21 protein-coding genes are annotated in these 17378 nt (G+C 51.6%); 20 read left to right on the top strand and 1 reads right to left on the bottom strand.

Annotation, left to right across the window (positions count from 1 at the left end; genetic code table 11):
* Nucleotides 1–7 precede the first annotated feature (7 nt).
* The 12 genes from B880_RS0104200 (at nucleotide 8) to B880_RS26590 (ending at nucleotide 7121) form a co-directional block, all read left to right on the top strand.
* On the top strand, nucleotides 8–1408 hold the full coding sequence (locus tag B880_RS0104200; protein ID WP_017346122.1) for a hypothetical protein: 1401 nt from the start codon (nucleotides 8–10) through the stop codon (nucleotides 1406–1408).
* A 3-nt stretch (nucleotides 1409–1411) separates the two neighbouring features.
* Nucleotides 1412–1846 (top strand): hypothetical protein, encoded by a 435-nt coding sequence (locus B880_RS0104195; protein WP_017346121.1) that lies wholly within the window; start codon nucleotides 1412–1414, stop codon nucleotides 1844–1846.
* Nucleotides 1847–1856: 10 nt separating this feature from the next.
* A complete protein-coding gene (locus tag B880_RS0104190; RefSeq protein ID WP_017346120.1) occupies nucleotides 1857–2942 on the top strand; it encodes a major capsid protein in 1086 nt (361 codons plus the stop codon).
* A gap of 9 nt (nucleotides 2943–2951) precedes the next feature.
* Nucleotides 2952–3311: a hypothetical protein gene (locus B880_RS0104185; RefSeq protein WP_017346119.1), complete on the top strand. Its 360-nt coding sequence runs from the start codon at nucleotides 2952–2954 to the stop codon at nucleotides 3309–3311.
* A 2-nt stretch (nucleotides 3312–3313) separates the two neighbouring features.
* On the top strand, nucleotides 3314–3691 hold the full coding sequence (locus B880_RS0104180; protein WP_017346118.1) for a DUF7370 family protein: 378 nt from the start codon (nucleotides 3314–3316) through the stop codon (nucleotides 3689–3691).
* Between the two features lie 168 nt (nucleotides 3692–3859).
* Complete coding sequence (locus tag B880_RS0104175) at nucleotides 3860–4207, top strand: hypothetical protein (RefSeq protein ID WP_017346116.1); 348 nt, start codon at nucleotides 3860–3862, stop codon at nucleotides 4205–4207.
* Between the two features lies 1 nt (nucleotide 4208).
* Nucleotides 4209–4634: a hypothetical protein gene (locus B880_RS0104170; RefSeq protein ID WP_017346115.1), complete on the top strand. Its 426-nt coding sequence runs from the start codon at nucleotides 4209–4211 to the stop codon at nucleotides 4632–4634.
* On the top strand, nucleotides 4631–5014 hold the full coding sequence (locus tag B880_RS0104165) for a phage tail termination protein (protein WP_017346114.1): 384 nt from the start codon (nucleotides 4631–4633) through the stop codon (nucleotides 5012–5014). Before B880_RS0104170 ends, B880_RS0104165 begins: the two co-directional genes overlap by 4 nt.
* A gap of 20 nt (nucleotides 5015–5034) precedes the next feature.
* Complete coding sequence (locus tag B880_RS0104160; protein ID WP_017346113.1) at nucleotides 5035–5793, top strand: Ig-like domain-containing protein; 759 nt, start codon at nucleotides 5035–5037, stop codon at nucleotides 5791–5793.
* Between the two features lie 57 nt (nucleotides 5794–5850).
* Complete coding sequence (locus B880_RS0104155; RefSeq protein WP_026042416.1) at nucleotides 5851–6522, top strand: DUF6246 family protein; 672 nt, start codon at nucleotides 5851–5853, stop codon at nucleotides 6520–6522.
* Between the two features lie 112 nt (nucleotides 6523–6634).
* Nucleotides 6635–6862, top strand: a complete 228-nt coding sequence (locus tag B880_RS0104150) for a ribbon-helix-helix protein, CopG family (protein ID WP_017346111.1) — start codon at nucleotides 6635–6637, stop codon at nucleotides 6860–6862.
* Nucleotides 6855–7121 (top strand): hypothetical protein, encoded by a 267-nt coding sequence (locus B880_RS26590; RefSeq protein WP_157060499.1) that lies wholly within the window; start codon nucleotides 6855–6857, stop codon nucleotides 7119–7121. The genes B880_RS0104150 and B880_RS26590 overlap by 8 nt, the downstream gene beginning before the upstream one ends.
* A 39-nt stretch (nucleotides 7122–7160) precedes the next feature.
* Here B880_RS26590 and B880_RS0104145 read toward each other — a convergent pair whose 3' ends face one another.
* A complete protein-coding gene (locus B880_RS0104145; protein ID WP_017346110.1) occupies nucleotides 7161–7691 on the bottom strand; it encodes a hypothetical protein in 531 nt (176 codons plus the stop codon).
* 162 nt (nucleotides 7692–7853) lie between these two features.
* On the opposite strand from B880_RS0104145, the gene B880_RS0104140 reads away from it, so the two are divergent.
* From B880_RS0104140 to B880_RS0104105, 8 genes are all read left to right on the top strand, one after another.
* The gene (locus B880_RS0104140) at nucleotides 7854–8210 is read left to right on the top strand and encodes a hypothetical protein (RefSeq protein WP_017346109.1); all 357 of its coding nucleotides are present in this window, start codon (nucleotides 7854–7856) and stop codon (nucleotides 8208–8210) included.
* Between the two features lie 47 nt (nucleotides 8211–8257).
* Nucleotides 8258–8542 carry a hypothetical protein gene (locus B880_RS0104135; RefSeq protein WP_157060498.1) on the top strand — a complete coding sequence of 95 codons (285 nt, stop codon included), beginning with the start codon at nucleotides 8258–8260 and terminating at the stop codon, nucleotides 8540–8542.
* 102 nt (nucleotides 8543–8644) lie between these two features.
* Entirely contained in the window at nucleotides 8645–9079 is a 435-nt protein-coding gene (locus B880_RS0104130; RefSeq protein WP_036645343.1) for a hypothetical protein, read from the top strand.
* Between the two features lie 61 nt (nucleotides 9080–9140).
* Nucleotides 9141–12872 (top strand): tape measure protein, encoded by a 3732-nt coding sequence (locus B880_RS0104125; protein ID WP_017346106.1) that lies wholly within the window; start codon nucleotides 9141–9143, stop codon nucleotides 12870–12872.
* 39 nt (nucleotides 12873–12911) lie between these two features.
* Nucleotides 12912–13382, top strand: a complete 471-nt coding sequence (locus B880_RS0104120) for a hypothetical protein (RefSeq protein WP_017346105.1) — start codon at nucleotides 12912–12914, stop codon at nucleotides 13380–13382.
* Complete coding sequence (locus B880_RS0104115; RefSeq protein WP_017346104.1) at nucleotides 13379–13861, top strand: DUF1833 family protein; 483 nt, start codon at nucleotides 13379–13381, stop codon at nucleotides 13859–13861. Before B880_RS0104120 ends, B880_RS0104115 begins: the two co-directional genes overlap by 4 nt.
* An 8-nt stretch (nucleotides 13862–13869) precedes the next feature.
* The gene (locus B880_RS0104110; RefSeq protein WP_017346103.1) at nucleotides 13870–14250 is read left to right on the top strand and encodes a hypothetical protein; all 381 of its coding nucleotides are present in this window, start codon (nucleotides 13870–13872) and stop codon (nucleotides 14248–14250) included.
* Nucleotides 14247–17336, top strand: coding sequence for a host specificity factor TipJ family phage tail protein (locus B880_RS0104105; protein ID WP_017346102.1), 3090 nt, complete (start codon nucleotides 14247–14249; stop codon nucleotides 17334–17336). The genes B880_RS0104110 and B880_RS0104105 overlap by 4 nt, the downstream gene beginning before the upstream one ends.
* Nucleotides 17337–17378 lie beyond the last annotated feature (42 nt).

Genomic DNA, 17378 nt, shown 5'->3' with positions numbered 1-17378 from the left:
ACACAGCATGAAACGCAACCGCGTTAACGTGCTGACCGTCGTCAACTCCGCTTCAAACATCACCACTGAGACTATCGACGGTAAGCCACACATTGTGGTTCGCGGCATCACGCCTGTAGTCGATGACATTGTGATGAACCGGAAGTTGTACCCGGCAGCCGAAATAGCAAAGGCCTATAACACCCTTGAGCGTAACCCGATGCCTTTCGGTCACCCGAAAGTGGACGGTAAGCACGTTTCCGCTCGGGATGTCCGGGCGGTGAACAATTACCACGTCGGGGCATGGCTGCAGAACGTCAGCCATAAAGACGGGAAGGTGTCTGGCGACATGTATGTTGATCGCCAATATGCCGAGGGAAGTGATAAAGGCAAGCGCCTAGTCAACCGGCTGGATGAAATGGCGGCGGGGAACAGTGTTGAACCGATCCATATTTCGACCGGCTTGCTCTATTCCGGTATCGCAGCGAATGGCGAATCCAAAGGCAAGAAGTACAACGAGATTGCCACCAACATGCTGTTTGACCATGTTGCCGTCCTGCTTGACGAGCCGGGCGCTGGAACGCCAGAGGAAGGCGTTGGCATCTTCGTTAACTCTGAGGGCGAAGAGCAGCATATCGAAATCGCCAACCTGTCAGACGCCTCTAACTGCACCAAAGAGGGCTTCTTTAACAAAACGAAGTTCTTCTTCACCAACGCTTCCAACTTCACCTTTGACGATATTCAGCGTGCCATCAGCGTGAAGCTGAGTGAAGGCAAGGGTGACAACTATTTTGGCTGGCCTGAATCCGTATGGCCGGACAAGTTCATCTATCGCGAAGGCGAAAAGATGTATCAGCAGAAGTACCTCATCGACGATGACGGCACCGCTCAATTCGTCGGCGAACCTGTAGAAGTCGTGCGCAAACCCACTGAGTACGAAATTAAAACCAACGGAGAAACAGATCCGATGAAAGAACTGATTGTTAATGCGCTGAAAGCAGCTGGTAAGCCGACCGAAGGCAAAACCGATGCCGAGCTGATGGATGCCTATAACCAGATGGCTGCTGAGAAAGCGGCTGATAAGCAAGAAACGCCTGAAGAGAAGGCTGCCCGTGAAAAGAAAGAGGCAGATGACAAGAAGGCCAAAGAAACCGCGACCAACAGCGAAGAAATGCCAGCCTGGGCGAAATTAATCGCAGAAGACCTGGCTGGCATTAAGTCTGGCATGGCCGCCAACTCTGACAAAGAGAAGAGCGAAAAGCGCGCCGCAGTGAAAGCTAAGTTCCAGCTCGACGATCTGGCGGTTAATGCGCTCGATGGCGCGGCTCTCGATGGCTTTTACGCTCAATGCCAGAAATCCCACGGTCTGAACGGCGTTATGCGCCATCAGGTAAACACCAACGAATCATTCAGCGAAATGCCGGAGTAAGACATGGCTAAAGATGGAAAACACGTAATTCACGCTGGCGGTGTGTTCCCAAACCCACTGCTTAACCGTGAAGGCGGCGCTATCGCTGCTACTGCGCCCGGCACAATCGGCTTCTTCAGCGTTGCAGACAAGTTCACCGCGTCTGTAGCAGGAGCTGAGTCCAGCATCCTGTACGTGGCGAACAAAGACTATCTTCGCTGCCTCAGCGTTGATGACAATATCGCGGCTAATGAGCTGGTTGTTGGTATTCAGCCATTGCCAGGCATGTTCCTTAATGTGCGTGCCGCTGCTGGCACCTACACCAAAGGTCAGCCAGTGGCGGTTGCTAACGGCCAGATTACTGCAGTAGCAGACGACGCTGCTGTATTCGCTTATATCGAAGAAGATCAGTCCACCACTGCGGTTGCGGGTGATTTGATTCGCGTTGTGTTCAAGTAAGGAGCACTGAATGTTTGTATTTTCCCGCTCTATGGGCGAGCGCACCGGAAATCTGGAAATCAACCAGTGGCAGTTTAATAACCTTGAGCGCGAGCGTGCTGCTTCTGCTCAGTCAATGGCTGACTTCCTTGCCCGCACTCGCTTTGGTGAGAATGGCTCACTTGATGCGGTAAACGCTGTGGATGATATCCGTCGCCTTTACCGTGCGTATGACACGACCGTGCTTCAGCAGTTCGAACCCAACACTGAGTTCACGCTGTTGAACGATCTGATGCCACTGTCCCGCTCAGTTCGTCTTGAGCAGTCGCGTTACGATTATGCCCGTACCGGGGGTCGTGGCTGGGCGCACACCTCAATGTCCGGTCAGATCGGCGCGGCACTGGATGCGAAGAGCTACACCTTCGACGGCACCATGGTGCCAATCCACGATTCAGGCTTCAAGTTTGAATGGCGTGACCCTATCTTCAACAGCCCTTCAGCACTTCAGTCTCAGGGTGACGCACAGCGTGGCTCTGTTGATGATGTTCGTCGCAAATACGTCGATTACATCTTCAACGGCTTCAAGGATAAGGCGGGTAACTGGGCGGTGTTCGATGGCCTGACCTGGAAAGGACTGCGCGATGATGAGCGCGTGATGCAAATCGACCTCGGAGCTTCAGGCCTGAACATCGACTTCAGCTCTGCGGCAGCAACATCTGCTGCCATTCGCAGCGCTGCTATCGCTCTGCGTGACCAGATGCGCCGCATCAATAACCAGTATGCAGATCAGACCTGGTATGTATCTGGCGACATCATTTCCAACCTGGAGCGTTACTTCTCTGATAACTATCAGAGCGGAACCATCCTGGCTGAATTGCTGAAGCTGACTGGTATCTCCGCCATCAAGGAAGACAGCCAGCTGACTGGGAACGAGATTGTGATTGTGCCGCTTACCGCTCAGGTTATCGCGCCGATCGTAGGGCAGGCAGTTGGTTCTGTTGCAGAGCCGCGACCGCACTACAACAGCGATTACATCTGGCGCACCTGGGGTGCAATGGGGTTGATGGTCAAGCAGGACATCAACAACAAGTACTCCGTAATCCATGCCTCAAGCTAAGGAGCAAATATGGCACTGGTAGAAATCACCTCAGGTAGTCTTCATGCCGGTGCCAACCTCCGAAAGCTGGGGGTTGGTGAAGTGGTTGAAGTAAGCGACGAAACCGCACAGCGCTGGATTGATTCCGGCAAGGCTAAAGAAACCAAAGAGAAGAAGGGCAGCAAATTAACTGCTGTTGATATCTCAGCCGGGACTGCGGACACCAGCTTGCTTCAATCACAACTGAGCGATGCGCTGGCGCAGAACCAGGCATTGAAGGATCAGGCCGAAGCCACAGAAAAGGCTCATGCAGATGCGCTGGCCGCCGAAACCAAGCGTGCTGATGATGCAGAGGCTGCGCTGGCAGAAGCACTGAAAAAGGATAAGTAACCATGGCAGCCCAAATCACGCTGGATGACGTAAAACCGCTGATAGCTGAACTGGGCTTCACGGTACCTGATGCCGTCCTGCAGTTGCTACTCGAACAGGTAAACGCCACGTCTGCATGTATGGACGGGGCGGGCTACTCCGAAAGCCTGCAGAAGCTCATGCTTATCTATGCAGCCGCGCGACTGGCCGCCCTGTCCGGTGCCAGAAAGATTGCTTCACAGTCAGCTCCGTCTGGTGCGTCACGCTCGTTCACCTACGACAGCGCCGGTACGGATTACCTGTACAAGCAGATACTGGCATGGGACACGAACGGATGCCTCAGTGGCCTGCCTCTCTCGGGCACGTCCGTTGGCTTCTTCGACGTGGTGGGAGGATGCTGATGAATTGGCAATCTCCCGCATCGCCGCCCAAGCCATTCGAGCGTGTGTGGCTCAAGACGTCCACTGGCCGGGAAACCACCGGCTATGTAAACAGCAGCGGCGAGTGGGTTTTCAACTGTAAGCGTATCGCGGCGGAAAAGCCCACTGTAATCGGCTGGAGGTCGTGAGATGTCTTCATTAGCCAACTGGTCGTACACAGCTCAGGCCACTATCTGGCGTAACCTCGGCCCGAACGAATATGGCGATCCGCAGGGATTCGCAGCGCCAGAAATCATCGCTTGCGATTATGAGGGTGGGTTGTCGAAGCGCCTGGGTGCCATTGGTAGTGAAAAGGTGGTGAAAAATACCATCTGGACCGAATACGCGCTGGCCGACACCGGCGATTACATCCTGTTCGGCGCATCTACTGAGCTTGACCCCATCGCGGCTGGCGCTGACGAGGTGATGCAGGCCATTCGCTATGCGGACACCTTCGAGCGGCTGGCCGATGACTATGCAATCCTGACGGGGGTGTAGCGTGGGTGTGAAAGTAAAAGGTATTAAGCAGGTAGTCAGCAAGGTGAACCGGGCAATTGATAACGTACAGGATAAAAAAACCGTGCGAGCCCTCCACTCGGCATTGCTGATTATCGGGGGTGAATCGGCATCAATGGTCCCAATTGATACCGGGACATTACTAAGCTCTCAGTTCCGCGATTTGTCGTTTGTTGGTACCAAAATTAAAGGCAAGGTGGGTTACTCAGCCAACTACGCCCTTAGTGTTCATGAAGCCGCTGGTGTTCATCTTGGCAAGCATACCCTCAGGCCGGTAAAAAAGGGGCAAGCAAAAGGTTCCCGGGGCTATATCTGGGACAAAACCGGAGAGCCTAAGTTTCTCGATAAGGCTGTCACCAAAACCAGGGATTCTGTGGATTCAGTCATCCACAAGGAAATGTCGCTATGAACCCTCCAATGCACACGCGGGTGCGCAACAACTTTGTGGATGCCGGACTCACTGCAGGCTTTATCACACAGCTGCTGGTCTGGAACGATACGGGCAAGCCAGCAGATAAGATGATCGTCTTCCGGCCCAACGGTGGCACTCCGGTTCGTAATGGCCTGGGGGCGCAGTATTTCATCATGGTCGACGTGGTTGGCGCGAAAGGCGGGAACGCCGCTGCAGATACTGCAGTGCAGGCCATCATTGACCATGTTCAACAAAACCCAATGGCTGACAACTGCGTCGGCTATCTGGAAAACCTCGGCGGCATTCCTGCCCCCGTTCTCACTGACGAAGGCCGCCTGGTCTATCGACTCCAGTTCGTCGCCACTTTCGGCGACTAGCCCAACATAGGGGATTCACCATGGCAGAATGCCAGAACAGTAACGAACGCTTGTTCGGTGGTGCCGTCGTGCTTGAAGTAGCCGATGGTTGTAGCGACACGGTACCGGCAGAAGGGGACTGGAAGTCTCTGGCCGCCGGTACCAGCAAAACGTTCGACTTTAGCCCGAACAGCGTTACCAGCGACGCCGACGATGGCGGCGGTTACGTTGAGAGCATCATCACGAATGCTGATTTCACACTCAGCTTTGAAGGCGAAGTCCGCAAGAAGGACAAGCTGGACCAGTATGGCGTAGGCAAACTCATCAAGTACTTCGCTGGCGAAGTGGCCGCGAAGCGCCAGCCAGGCATCTGGGTGCGCATGGAGTTCGGCCCGGTGACGTTCCGTGGCTACATGAATATCACCGCGCTGAGCTCCGATGGCGGTACCAACGATATTTCCACGTTCTCTACCGAGTTCAAGGTGGGCGATTCATCCACCATTCAGGTGTATGACACCGTTGAAGACGTTCCGGTTACTGGCGTTACCGTTGCGCCAACAAACGCATCAGTCGCCGCTGGGTCATCTACGAACTTTACCGTCAATATTGCCCCAAATGATGCCACGGATCAGAGCTTCACGGCGGTGTCGTCCGTGCCAGCTCGCGCTACGGTCAGCATCAATGGCAGCACCGTGACCGTCAGCGCGCCGTCTGTCGCTACAGCAGGTACTGCCAACATCACGGTCACGTCAAACGATGGCGCTTTCACGGCCACGTTTGTTGTCACCGTTACCGTATAACCAGCATTACAGGGGCCATTGAGGTGGCTCCGATAATGCTGATTACCGAGAGCCGACATGATCCCGCTAAAAGAAATAGGCGAATGCCTGATTACCGTTGGAGAGAATGAGTATTTCTTTCGGCCATCTTTTGCCAACATGACACGAATAGGCGAGCCTCAGGAGGTTGTGCAGGCCTTTTACGATGTGCACAACGACAATGCCACGCCATTATTTAAACGCGCCATGGAGGCTTACGGGCGCATTCCTGACTGGTTAGTCAGCCACGTTTCACGCCCGGTGTTCAGCAAGCCGACGCTAATGGCCGCGATGGCAATTTTGCAGGCGTGTTGTGATCAGGATTTAAACCGGCTGACTGGCGAGATTGTGCCGGGTAGATCAGGGAAGTGGGCCTTTGTTTACAGGAAGGGCGTCATGCCAGAGGCGGAAATGGTCCTGCTGGCGCAATCCCTCATCACGCATGGCATCATCGGAAAAGCGAAAGTGCGCCAGCTACAACGTCATGAGAGCAGCCAGGGCGCGACAGAGTTTAATGCCTTTGAGTACATCAGCGCTGCACGTAATCACCTTGGCATGAGCCGGGCAGAAGCCGAGCAGCTAACCATGACAGAGTTTGCGCTGATGCTGGCACAGAAATTCCCGGATCAGAAAGGCTTCACCCGCGAAGAATATGACCAAGTGGCAGATAACTATCTGGCGCGCAAGGCGCGGCGCTTGAAGAAGGTCTGAATGTTTTCTGATGCCAGTGGAAGTGTTTTGGGAGTCCAGTACCTACGGATAGTTGAAATAATACTCACATTGCACCACAATGGGGGCGTAAGTGGTGCAAAAGAGGTGCGATATGTCTAAATCAAGAATCAGTGTTACTCTCACTCCAGAGATTGATGAAATGTTGGAACAGGTTTCTAGAAGCCAGAACATATCAAAATCTCATGCTATTCGACGTGCGTTTGCACTTTTGCAGATTGCGGAAGAGGAACGCCAGAAAGGCAGGGAACTGGGAATCATCAAGGATGAAGGCGGCAGCCTTAAGGCTGTTGGCAAAATTGTTGGAATTAATCGTGGCTGAAAGAGAAGACCGTAGCCTTTTAGAGGTTGAGGAAAAATACAACAATTTTCACTTGCCTCATGCCAGATTCCAGATGGCTAGATGGGTGTTAATATGTTTATTTGGACTTATATGCTTTTTAATTGCATACAGAATATTTCCAGACGGATCTGCATCAGAAGATGTAAAAACGGTGTTCAACAAGGTTTTTGATAGTGTAGTTCCGATAGCATCGTTGATCTTAGGATACTACTTTGGCAGCTCAAGCCAAGAAAACTAAGCCCACTCAGGTGGGCTTTTTGGCATGAGTACCCGCATGCTAAACAAGAGATTTTGCATTTGTTAGTGATTGCTCAAATGCTCTAAATGAATCGTCGTAAGACATTCCGCCCGCAGGGTGTTTAACGCTGCACCATTCAACGGGGTGAGCGTCTGGCAAAGCAGGCACTTTGTCCCAGAGGTTGTGTCCCAGAACCAGAATGATATCGGGCTTTAATTCACGCGCGACTTCAAGAAACATAGGAGCAGCATCCTCCCACATTTTAGCGGTTGGGCTCATTCTCCACTTTTCGCCAACAAACTCTTGTACGAAATTATAAAACGCTATCTGCTGCCAGGCATCGTAACGTTCCTCATTCGATGGGGTGTCTTTGCTTAGGCGAAGCAACTTGGTTACGCGAGAAAAAAATGGAAGGCCCGGAGTATATGCATGGTTTGCGACTACCATCTGGGTGTAATCCTCCGACTCATCGCCGTCGTCACCATAGTGCGACTCCCCCAGAACCAGAACTCGGACGCCATATTTGCTTTGAAAATAGTCTTTTCCAACGAAAGGCTTGAAGTTTGCCATCTGCTCGATCCCTCATTTTTGGACGTTAGGATGGCACTATGATTCAGCTTGGTTTTTTTTGGAAGCGTTCTTTCATCGGGCGCTTAACTGCGGGTTTCTTGCGTTGATTTGCAAATATTGCGTGATAAGATGTTTCCGATTGCAATCAATGGAAACATAAAAATGAAAAAGGTATTGGCTTTGGCGCTTGGAGCGCTTTTACTTTCAGGATGTACTGTTCGCGTTGCTGACTTAACTGTTGCCAGCACTAAAAACTACAATCTGAATGGCGGAAAATTCTACAAGGGTAAGCGCGTAGTAGCTGAAGATAGCTATCCAGTTATCATCTTCCCGACTGGTATTCCCAACGTTAAAACAGCAGCAGACCGCGCGATTGAGAAAGACCGTTGCGCCGTTGGCCTGACAGACGTTGTTGTCACCCAACTTAACCACTCGTTCCTGTTCGGCATGATTGGCTTACGGGTTGAAGGTAACCTGATTATCGACCGTAGTCTGCCAGGATGTGAGAACGCCGGTTAATGTATCTAGCCACCTTCGGGTGGCTTTTTATTGATGGGGATAGGGATATGAAGAATTTTATTTTTGGGTTGGCGTTGGTTATATTTTTGCCAAATACCTCTTCAGCTGAGCAAGAGTCAATGGATATGCTCAATCAGTTGCATGAGGGAGTCTGCAAGGATCATCGAAACCCTGATCTTTGCAAAAGAGTTGTTGGTATCATCATGAAAGGTGTAAAGCAAAATGATGACATCTACATTGAGTGCATGAAAAATAAACCGGCTACACCTGAAGATGCGATGTATTGCCAAAGCGCAAAAGACGTCAGATCGAAGATAGATACTTACAACTGAGCAAAAAAATTAAATATGGCTCGCTTCGGTGAGGTTTCTTGCTTCCCTTTGCATCTCCAAGTGGTTAGGATTTGTCCTAACAATACTTTTGGGGATAGGGGTATGGGATTTTCTTTCAACGAGGAAGTAAGAGATCTTTTTATTAAAGATGGCGTGTCTGAAGGTGTTCATAAGGTAAATAGGGCGGCAGCTAGGGAAATGGCGAAGAAAGCCTTCGATTATGTTAATTCTGTAGAGGCTTCAGGTGGTAACAAGCATGCCGCTGAGTTAGATATAGGTGATGCCATGGTCGAAATATATACCCGGATAAATCTATCTGAATTTGTCGATTATGTAGAAAGTTTTAGCCAAGCTATCACTGATGAAAAAACAGCCTTAACAATGCATGAGCTTGATAAAGCTAGTGAATCCCATAGAAAGAACATCGCAAAAATTGAAAGTGATGCCAAAGAGTCCGCTTTCAATCAAGCGGTGTTGTCATGGGGTGCTGCTATTATTGGCTTGATAATCTTCTGTATGTTTCTGTTCTCAAAGTAACCTTTAAACCAATTCAAAGAACCTCGCTTCGGCGAGGTTTTTTTATGCCCGGAGATCGCAAATGGCAGGCACTTACAACGCAGGCAGCATCGTTTACGAAGTTGATATGGAAACGGCAAAGCTCATTGCAGCACGCCGTGAGGTCGATGCTGCCCTGAGCGGTATGGGCGCTTCTATGGGTAAATTAGAAGCCAGCGTTACGCGTACTGAGCGATCCATTTCTTCAATGGAAGGTGCTGTTTCTCAGCTAACAAGCGTGGCTAAAGGGCTTGCCGCTGCCTTGACCATTCACCAGGTCGCCGAGTGGGGCAATGCATGGGTCACAGTAAATAACAAACTGGCTAACTCTGTTCGAGCCAACGAACAGTTGATTGATGTAACACAGCGCGTTTTCGACATATCCCAGAACACCATGAGTAGCCTTGATGCGACTGCCACGCTTTATGGCCGCCTGGAACGAGCGACGCGCAGTGCTGGTACCAGCACCAAAGACCTGATCACATTAACCTCAACCATCAACAAAGGTTTGGCTGTATCAGGTGCCACCACGGAAGAAGCCAGCTCCACCATGACTCAGCTTTCTCAGGCACTGGCCTCGGGAGTTCTGCGCGGCGAGGAGTTCAACTCACTCTCCGAGAACGGTAGCCGCCTGGCTGTTGCGCTGGCAAGTTCTTTGGGCGTTACCATCGGACAGCTTCGTGCAATGGCGGCGCAGGGCCAACTGACAACCGATGTGGTAGTGAAAGGGCTTCTTCAGCAAAGTGATGTGATCGGGAAAGAATTCGCCAATACAGCGGTGACAATGGGCCAGGCATTTACTATCGCCACGAACAACATCACTAAATTTGTAGGTGAAAGCTCAACTGTTTCGTCCGGTATAAAGGCATTCAATACCAACCTGATCTCTCTTTCACAAAATCTGGACACCATTAGCGGTGTGATCGTCGCACTAGCCGCTGTGATGGGAAGCCGTTTCGCTGGCGCTTTAGCTATGGCTACTGCCGCTAAGGTTAAAGATACCGCTGCAACTATTGCATCGAATAAAGCGTCAGCCGTAGCGGCAAAAGACGCTGAGTTGGAGGCTGGTGCGAAACTTCGATTAGCTGAAGTGGAGAAGGCGGCAACAATACAGACCCTGAACCTTGCTGAGGGTCGACTCAAGACTATTAGGGCCACAAATGCCTCGGTGGTTTCAGAGGTCCAGTTAGCAGAAGCGGAAGCGGCTTCAATCCGAACTACAATTGCGCAGATAGATGCTGAGAAAGTTCTTGAAACGCAAAGGTTAAGAGCGCAAATCACGGATCAAGGAAGAATTGCTACAGCGACTAGAATGGCGCAGTTGCAGCAAGCATCGGCTGCATTAAATGCTCGGCTTTCAGCAGCAGAAGCAGCCACCGCTCAGGCTCGCGCTTCAGCAATTACCACCGCCGAGGCTCAGGTTAGTGCGGCTCGCCTTGCAACTGCAGATGCAACAGGGGTCGCATCCGTAGCAAATGGAGTCTATACCGCTTCACAAGAGGCGACGGTTGTTGCCACAAGGGCGGCATCTTCATCCGTTGCTTTATTGCGTGCCGGTATGAATCTGATTGGCGGGCCCGCTGGTATAGCGATGATAGCCGGAGCAGCTATTTATTATTTCTGGCAGCAGTCAAAACAAGCCAAGGAGGAAGCGTTATCTTTCGCGGATGGCGTTGATAAGCTAAACGACTCTCTTAAGAGCATGAGTAATACTTCCCTCAGAGGGACTATAGCTGATGCCAATATAGCTATAAGAGGTCAAACGGACGTTGTTGCTGACCTTAAATCCGAAATTGCCGAATTGACGATCCGAAGGGATGAAGCCGAAGCTTCAGGGAAAAAATATGGCACAACAATTGAGCAGGGAAACGGTTTACTTCAGCGAGCTGCTCAACTTACTGACCAGATTAACCAAAAGCAGCGCGATCTGGAAACTACCGAAACAAAGCTCACTAATACAACAAATTTGCGTGACGATGCTCAGATTACGTTGAGTAACAACATGCTCACTGCCATGGGTATCCATGACAAGCTAATCGAGAGGGGCACAACTCTCGAAAGAATCCAGGGGGCGGTAGCCAAGGCCTTTGGCGCAACCGCCGACGAAATAAACAGAGCCAACCAGGCTGGGCAGCAATTTAACCCTAATGCACTCCAGATCTCTGAGCCTACAGCCAAAGGTGATGCTGGAATTCAGGATCTAAAAGAACAAAATGAGTTACTCAAAATAAAGGATGAGAGATTAAGAGCTGTTAGGAAAGCAGAAATAGAAGAGAGTAAGGTCACCCAAAACCAGAACCAAATTAATACAGCGGGTCGAATAGCGGGTGAAAACTTTGACTTACAGCAAGAAGAAAAAGATCGAAAAAAGGCTGCATCTGAAGCGACATCACAGGCTAAAAAGGCATCGAGCCAAGCTGAACGTAATGCAAGAGTGCTTGATGAATATAGCCAAAAGGCATCCTTATCAGCTGACTCAACGAGTGACCTTTCACGTGAGCAGGCCATACTCGCAGCCCGGCAAAAGCTAACCAATCCTACGCCGCAGCAGGTTGCTCAAATTGAGGCTGATGCGGCAGCTATATGGGATAAGGCTGCGGCAATTAAAGCTCAAGCAACAGCTCTCAAGCTGGTGCCAGAAGATGCTGAAAATAATCGCTACCAAAAAGAGGTATCTGAACTCAAGCTCGCTCTGGATAAAAAAACCGTAACCCAGCAGCAGCATGACGCTGCGGCTGAGCAACTTGAGCAAGAGCACCAGGTAAATCTCGCCAAAATCAGGGCAAAGCAAAATGCTGGAGTAACCCCATTACAGGAAGCGCAGGGTGCTATTGATCCTGTGCAGCAGCTTGCTAATGAAAATGCTCAGAAGCTGGCGCTGATTCAGCAGTTTGAAACACAAAAAGGCCAAATCACGCAGCGTGGGCTTGATCTGATGAACGCGGCTAACACTGAGTATGAACAGCAGCGTATCAATGCACAGTGGGCCATTTTCAAAGCCCAAAGCAACTCGAGCGCCATGCTGGCCACAACCATTGAATCGCTATCCGGTGGAGCAACCAATGCGATCACCGGCTTGCTGAACGGAACCCAGAGTCTTTCAGAGGCTTTTGCCAATCTCGGTACTGCAGTAATTAATGGAGTGGTTAGCAGCCTGGTACAGATGGGTACGCAGTGGGTTATGTCAGCGGTTATGGGGCAAGCAGCACAAGACGCAGCTACAGCAGCAAATCAGGCAACAGCAACTGCCGCCCTGGCAGCATCAACGCTAGCAGGCACAGCTGCTGCAGGTACGCTCTTAGCTTCTTGGTCTCCGGCCGCAATGGCGGCATCGATAGCTACATCTGGTGGCGCTGCGACCGCTGGCCTGGCGGGATATACAACTGCTATGGCCGGGGCAAAAGCTATGTCTATCGCTGGCGCACGCGAACACGGCGGACCAGTCAGCGCCAGCAACATGTACAAGGTAGGTGAAGGCGGAAAACCGGAAATTTTCAAAGCCAGTAATGGCAGCCAGTACATGATTCCAGGTGATAACGGCTCGGTGATCAGCAATAAGGATATCAGCGGTGCGGGAGGCGGCGGCCAGACGGTTCACCAGACGATTCAGGTCAACGGCAATCCTGATGATCGGACATTGCTTTTGATTCAGCAGGCAGCGGCACAAGGGGCAAAGCAGGGTTATCAGATGGTGGTTGGTGACCTGGCAAAAGGAACGGGCCAGGCATCGAAGGCGTTAAAGACCTCGTTCAGCACCAGAAATAGGGTTGGATAATTTTTTCTGATAAATGCTCCCAGATTTGGCGAGGTAATAATGGCAATAACGACAGATATTAACTACCCCCACAAATACCTCTCAATGCCGCAGCGAACTGGGCTCGGTTATCAACCAACGAGTCCTCTGCTTCGCACGCAGCTAACTTCCGGCCGGGCCAGGCAGCGGCGACTCTATACATCAACACCGACTCAGGTAGGTGTTACGTGGATCTTCAGTGAGCAGCAGTCTCAGCTCTTTGAAGCATGGCACCGGGATGCTATCAGCGATGGTGCGGCATGGTTCAACATGCGGATCCGCACGCCTCTAGGTGTTGATGATTATGTCTGCCGGTTCACAGATATTTACCAAGGGCCGACGCTGGTTGGATTTGAGCGCTGGCAGTTTACGGCAACGCTTGAGCTCTGGGAACGGCCAATCCTGCCACCTGGCTGGGGTGAATTCCCAGACATGATCATGGATCAGAGCATTATCGATATAGCCATGAACCGGGAGTGGCCAGAAGCATGACAATCCTGAACAGGCTTTACGCTTCCAGCGGATCGGAAGTGATTATTGAAACGCTCGAAATTGTGGTTGGTACGAATACTTACTGGCTGACAAAGGGATATGAGGATATTACAGCTACGCTGGAAGACGGAACATCACGGACTTTCATTGCCTGTGGTATTGATATTGCGCTACCGGCAAGAAACGCGGACGGAACCCAGGATCTTCAATTTGCGATTAGCAATGTTGAAGGCACCGTCTCAGCTGCTATTCGCTCTGCTCTCAGTGAACTTAGTTCAGCGACACTGACCTACAGGCATTACGTATCAACGGATTTAACGGCACCAGCGTCAACCGCTTATACGCTGGCTATCAAGTCAGGATACTGGACTTCAACTGAAGTTCAGATAACCGCTGGCTACATGAATGTCTTGAACACTGCATGGCCGCGCTATCGATACACGCTGCCAAACTTCCCGGGTCTCCGCTACCTCTCTTAAGGTTCATCATGATTAATCTGGATAAATACCTTTCTGTCACCTGGCAGATGGGCGGACGCGCTTACCCGGTGCTTGACTGTTACGGGCTGGTGCACGAGGTTCGCCGGGATTTGGGGTTACCTGAATGGCCTCTTTTTGAAGGCATCCTCAAGGAGGGAGATGCAATGGGACGGGCCTGCTCGGACTTTCAGTGCAACGTGAAACCCTGTCAGCCCCGTCAAGGGGCAGTTGCCGCTGTTTACACAGCAGGAATGGTGAGCCATCTGGGCATTGTAGTTGAGGTGGCTGGCCAGCTTCAGGTCATGGAATCTAACCCGAAAAAGAACGTCACCGTGCTACCTGTGAATCGTTTTGAACGGCAATACGTAAAAGTGGAGTATTACCAGTGACGATCCGCATTTATCCTTCACGCCTGCCAGGCGAACCGCTGGAAACCCATCAACACTGGCAAGGAACGATTGAGCAGTGGTTGTATGAGAACGTCACGGGCTATCGAAGTGATGTGACTCAACCAATCTCAATTGAAGTTGATGGCATTGGGTTGTCGCCAGATCTCTGGGGAAGTTTTGTTATCAGCGCTGACAGTGATATCAAAATTTATCCGGTGCCGTATGCGGCCGCTCCTGCATGGGTTGTATGGACAGCAGTCGCTATTGCTGTAGCCTCAGCGGCATACTCCATCTACATGATGAGCACGCTAAATACTGACACAGCGAGTCAGCAGAGCGGAGATGCCCTAAACCTCAATCCGGCAAAAGCCAACACAGCGAGCCTTGGCGACCCTATCAGGGAGATTTTCGGGAAATACCGCGTTTACCCTGACTATGTGTTGCCACCGATATCCCGGTTTGATGCTGACACACCGGAGAATTTCATCACTACGATGTTTCTTTGCGTTGGGGTAGGCACGTTCAACATTCCCCAGTCAGGAATACGAATCGGCACCACGCCGTTAGCCAGCTTTGGCAGCGATGCCAGCTATTCGATTTATCAGCCTGGTGCGACGGTTTCTGGTGATGTACGCAGTGAAAACTGGTGGTCGTCTACGGAGGTAGGGGGCACGAATAGCGGCAGTGGCCTCGATACCAACTCCACCGCGCCAGACAGCATTTATGTGAATTCGGCAGCCGTCCTCTTCAGTGAAGAAACCATTACGCTGATCGGCGTTACCAATGAAAATGACGATGATGATGACAGCTCAGATGACATCAGCGTGCCGAGTTCATGGGTTGAGGGAACCGTCCTGACGGTTGTAGCACCCGACAGCTATGTGATTAGTGCGGCGGGTGGTTACAGCGTTATCTATGGCGATCTGACGGAACTGGTACCAGTTTTAGGGATGCCGGTGACACTGATCTACAACGACAACAGTTACAGCTTGTTTATTGCATCTTATACAGAGGCGGTGGCCCCGGTACCGGGGGTAGGTGGTAACGCTGCCAGTATTTCCGCAAGTGCAGCGCCGACCACGTATGACTTTAGCGGAAGCAGTTACACATTCACCATCACCTGGCAGGGCGCGACCTATACCATTAACCTGGTGGCCGACTACATCAACATGAGCGGCCTGGTGGATGCCATCACTGACGCGTTGACGGGTTCAGGCCTGGTAGCGATCGACAATTCCGGTCGCGTGCTGATACAGGAAGAGTCGAGCCCCTTCGTTGGTAGCACTATCGTTAATTCTTCGCTTCCGGTATCTGTTTTTGGTGATGCTCCGATCAATACCGCTGGAACAGCATCAAGCGGCGGCGCGGCGGGCGTTCAGGCAAATGTGACGCTTGCCTATGATTCTGCGACCGGCAAGGCATTTGCTGGCCTCCCAATAGGGACAGAACGCCTCTCACTGATGTATGGCACAGGCCAGTATGTGATTACCGGTGTAGACGAAAGCACGATTACCGTTAATCGCCTGCGTAATACAAGCAGCGGTGGAACGGAACCCGATCCGTCATGGCCTGGGTTCACGGCCCGAACGGTACTGGATGGTTCGGTATCAGGCGATAATGATGCGGAAAACTGGCTGGGTCCCTTTATGGCCTGTCCAGATGGTGAAACCACAACGGTCATTGAGAACAATTTCATTTTCCCTAACGGTCACATTCAGTACAAAAGTAACGGCGACTCTCAGTCGCACACTGTACATGTACAGGTTCAATACAGAGATGCTTCTGCAGGTGGCGCATGGAAAACTGCGTCATATGACTTCAAGGGCCAAACGGCGAACGGGCATGGCTACACTAAGCGGATCAGCGGTCTTACTGCAGCGCAATATGAAGTACGTGCACGCCGCACGACTAAGATAGGTGGAGCCAGAACAGTTAATGGACTTTACTGGCAGGCGCTAAGGTCCCGCCTGGCCAAACGGCCGGCAAGTTACGCAAACGTTACCACGATAGCCCTGACCATCCGCACCGGCAACCGCCTGGCGTCACAGTCAGATCGCCGCGTTAATCTTGAGGCCACCCGGCTTTATACGGGTTATCCATCGAGATCGATAAGCGGCGCAATGATGCACGTGATGAACAGCCTGGGCATCACTGGCATCGACACGGCAACCATCTCGGCACTGGAAAGTACCTACTGGACACCCAGAGGGGAAACTTTCGACTTTGCCGCCAGTGATGACAACACCTCAGCCCTTGATATTCTCCAGTCGATTACCAATGCCGGCATGGGGTATTTCCTGCTGTCTGATGGCCTGGCTTCTGCCGGACGGGAGGGCATAAAAAACTGGGTAGGCGCAATATCCCCCCAGGAAACAACGGAAGCGCTGCAGACCGCGTTCTCCGCACCCTCGAAGGATGACTACGACGGGGTGGATGTCACTTATATCAATGGCACGACCTGGGCGGAAGAAACTGTGCAATGCCGGACCAGTGATAATCCGACCCCAGTAAAAGTGGAAAAGTACACGCTGGATGGCGTACTGGATCAGGACCGGGCTTATCGAATCGGCATGCGTCGGCTGATGAAGTATCTCTACCAGCGGCTGACACATACCACAACCTGTGAGCTTGATCCGCGCTGCTACGAGTATATGGACAGGATTGTGCTGACGGATGACATACCGGGCAATAACACGCTGAGCTGCCTGGTGGTCGGTGCATCCGTTTCGGGCTCATCTCTTGTACTGGAACTGAGTGAGCCGCCTGACTGGTCATTCAGTAATCCGCGCTGCCTGATCCGGCTACAGGATGGTAGCGCTACACAGCTGCTGGTGCCGACAAGAGTGGATGACTACACCCTATCGCTGGCGCTGACATCGGCGCTGCGTTACGACGAGTGGATCATGGATGACCCGGCAATTGAGCCGCCACGGCTTATTTTCTGCAGTTCTGAGCGCAGCTATTACGACGCCCTGTTAACTGAAATCGCCCCCGGAAGCGATGGCACAACACAGGTTACCGCCAGCCAGTACACCCCCAGACTCTATCAATATGATGACGCCACCTATCCCGGTGACGTTACCTGATTTATGACCCGCTTCGGCGGGTTTTTTCTTTTATGAGGCTTG

Origin of the sequence: Pantoea sp. A4, from assembly GCF_000295955.2 — a bacterium.
GTDB lineage: Bacteria > Pseudomonadota > Gammaproteobacteria > Enterobacterales > Enterobacteriaceae > Pantoea > Pantoea multigeneris.
This window is presented reverse-complemented; position numbering and strand designations above follow the sequence as displayed.

Coding starts and splice junctions, on each gene's coding strand:
- B880_RS0104165 (WP_017346114.1), top strand. CDS start 4,631: ATGAACCCTCCAATGCACACGCGGGTGCGCAACAACTTTGTGGATGCC.
- B880_RS0104130 (WP_036645343.1), top strand. CDS start 8,645: ATGGGATTTTCTTTCAACGAGGAAGTAAGAGATCTTTTTATTAAAGAT.
- B880_RS0104145 (WP_017346110.1), bottom strand. CDS start 7,691: ATGGCAAACTTCAAGCCTTTCGTTGGAAAAGACTATTTTCAAAGCAAA.
- B880_RS0104190 (WP_017346120.1), top strand. CDS start 1,857: ATGTTTGTATTTTCCCGCTCTATGGGCGAGCGCACCGGAAATCTGGAA.
- B880_RS0104185 (WP_017346119.1), top strand. CDS start 2,952: ATGGCACTGGTAGAAATCACCTCAGGTAGTCTTCATGCCGGTGCCAAC.
- B880_RS0104120 (WP_017346105.1), top strand. CDS start 12,912: ATGGCAATAACGACAGATATTAACTACCCCCACAAATACCTCTCAATG.
- B880_RS0104115 (WP_017346104.1), top strand. CDS start 13,379: ATGACAATCCTGAACAGGCTTTACGCTTCCAGCGGATCGGAAGTGATT.
- B880_RS0104150 (WP_017346111.1), top strand. CDS start 6,635: ATGTCTAAATCAAGAATCAGTGTTACTCTCACTCCAGAGATTGATGAA.
- B880_RS0104160 (WP_017346113.1), top strand. CDS start 5,035: ATGGCAGAATGCCAGAACAGTAACGAACGCTTGTTCGGTGGTGCCGTC.
- B880_RS0104155 (WP_026042416.1), top strand. CDS start 5,851: ATGATCCCGCTAAAAGAAATAGGCGAATGCCTGATTACCGTTGGAGAG.
- B880_RS0104140 (WP_017346109.1), top strand. CDS start 7,854: ATGAAAAAGGTATTGGCTTTGGCGCTTGGAGCGCTTTTACTTTCAGGA.
- B880_RS0104175 (WP_017346116.1), top strand. CDS start 3,860: ATGTCTTCATTAGCCAACTGGTCGTACACAGCTCAGGCCACTATCTGG.
- B880_RS0104195 (WP_017346121.1), top strand. CDS start 1,412: ATGGCTAAAGATGGAAAACACGTAATTCACGCTGGCGGTGTGTTCCCA.
- B880_RS0104200 (WP_017346122.1), top strand. CDS start 8: ATGAAACGCAACCGCGTTAACGTGCTGACCGTCGTCAACTCCGCTTCA.
- B880_RS0104125 (WP_017346106.1), top strand. CDS start 9,141: ATGGCAGGCACTTACAACGCAGGCAGCATCGTTTACGAAGTTGATATG.
- B880_RS0104180 (WP_017346118.1), top strand. CDS start 3,314: ATGGCAGCCCAAATCACGCTGGATGACGTAAAACCGCTGATAGCTGAA.
- B880_RS0104135 (WP_157060498.1), top strand. CDS start 8,258: ATGAAGAATTTTATTTTTGGGTTGGCGTTGGTTATATTTTTGCCAAAT.
- B880_RS0104110 (WP_017346103.1), top strand. CDS start 13,870: ATGATTAATCTGGATAAATACCTTTCTGTCACCTGGCAGATGGGCGGA.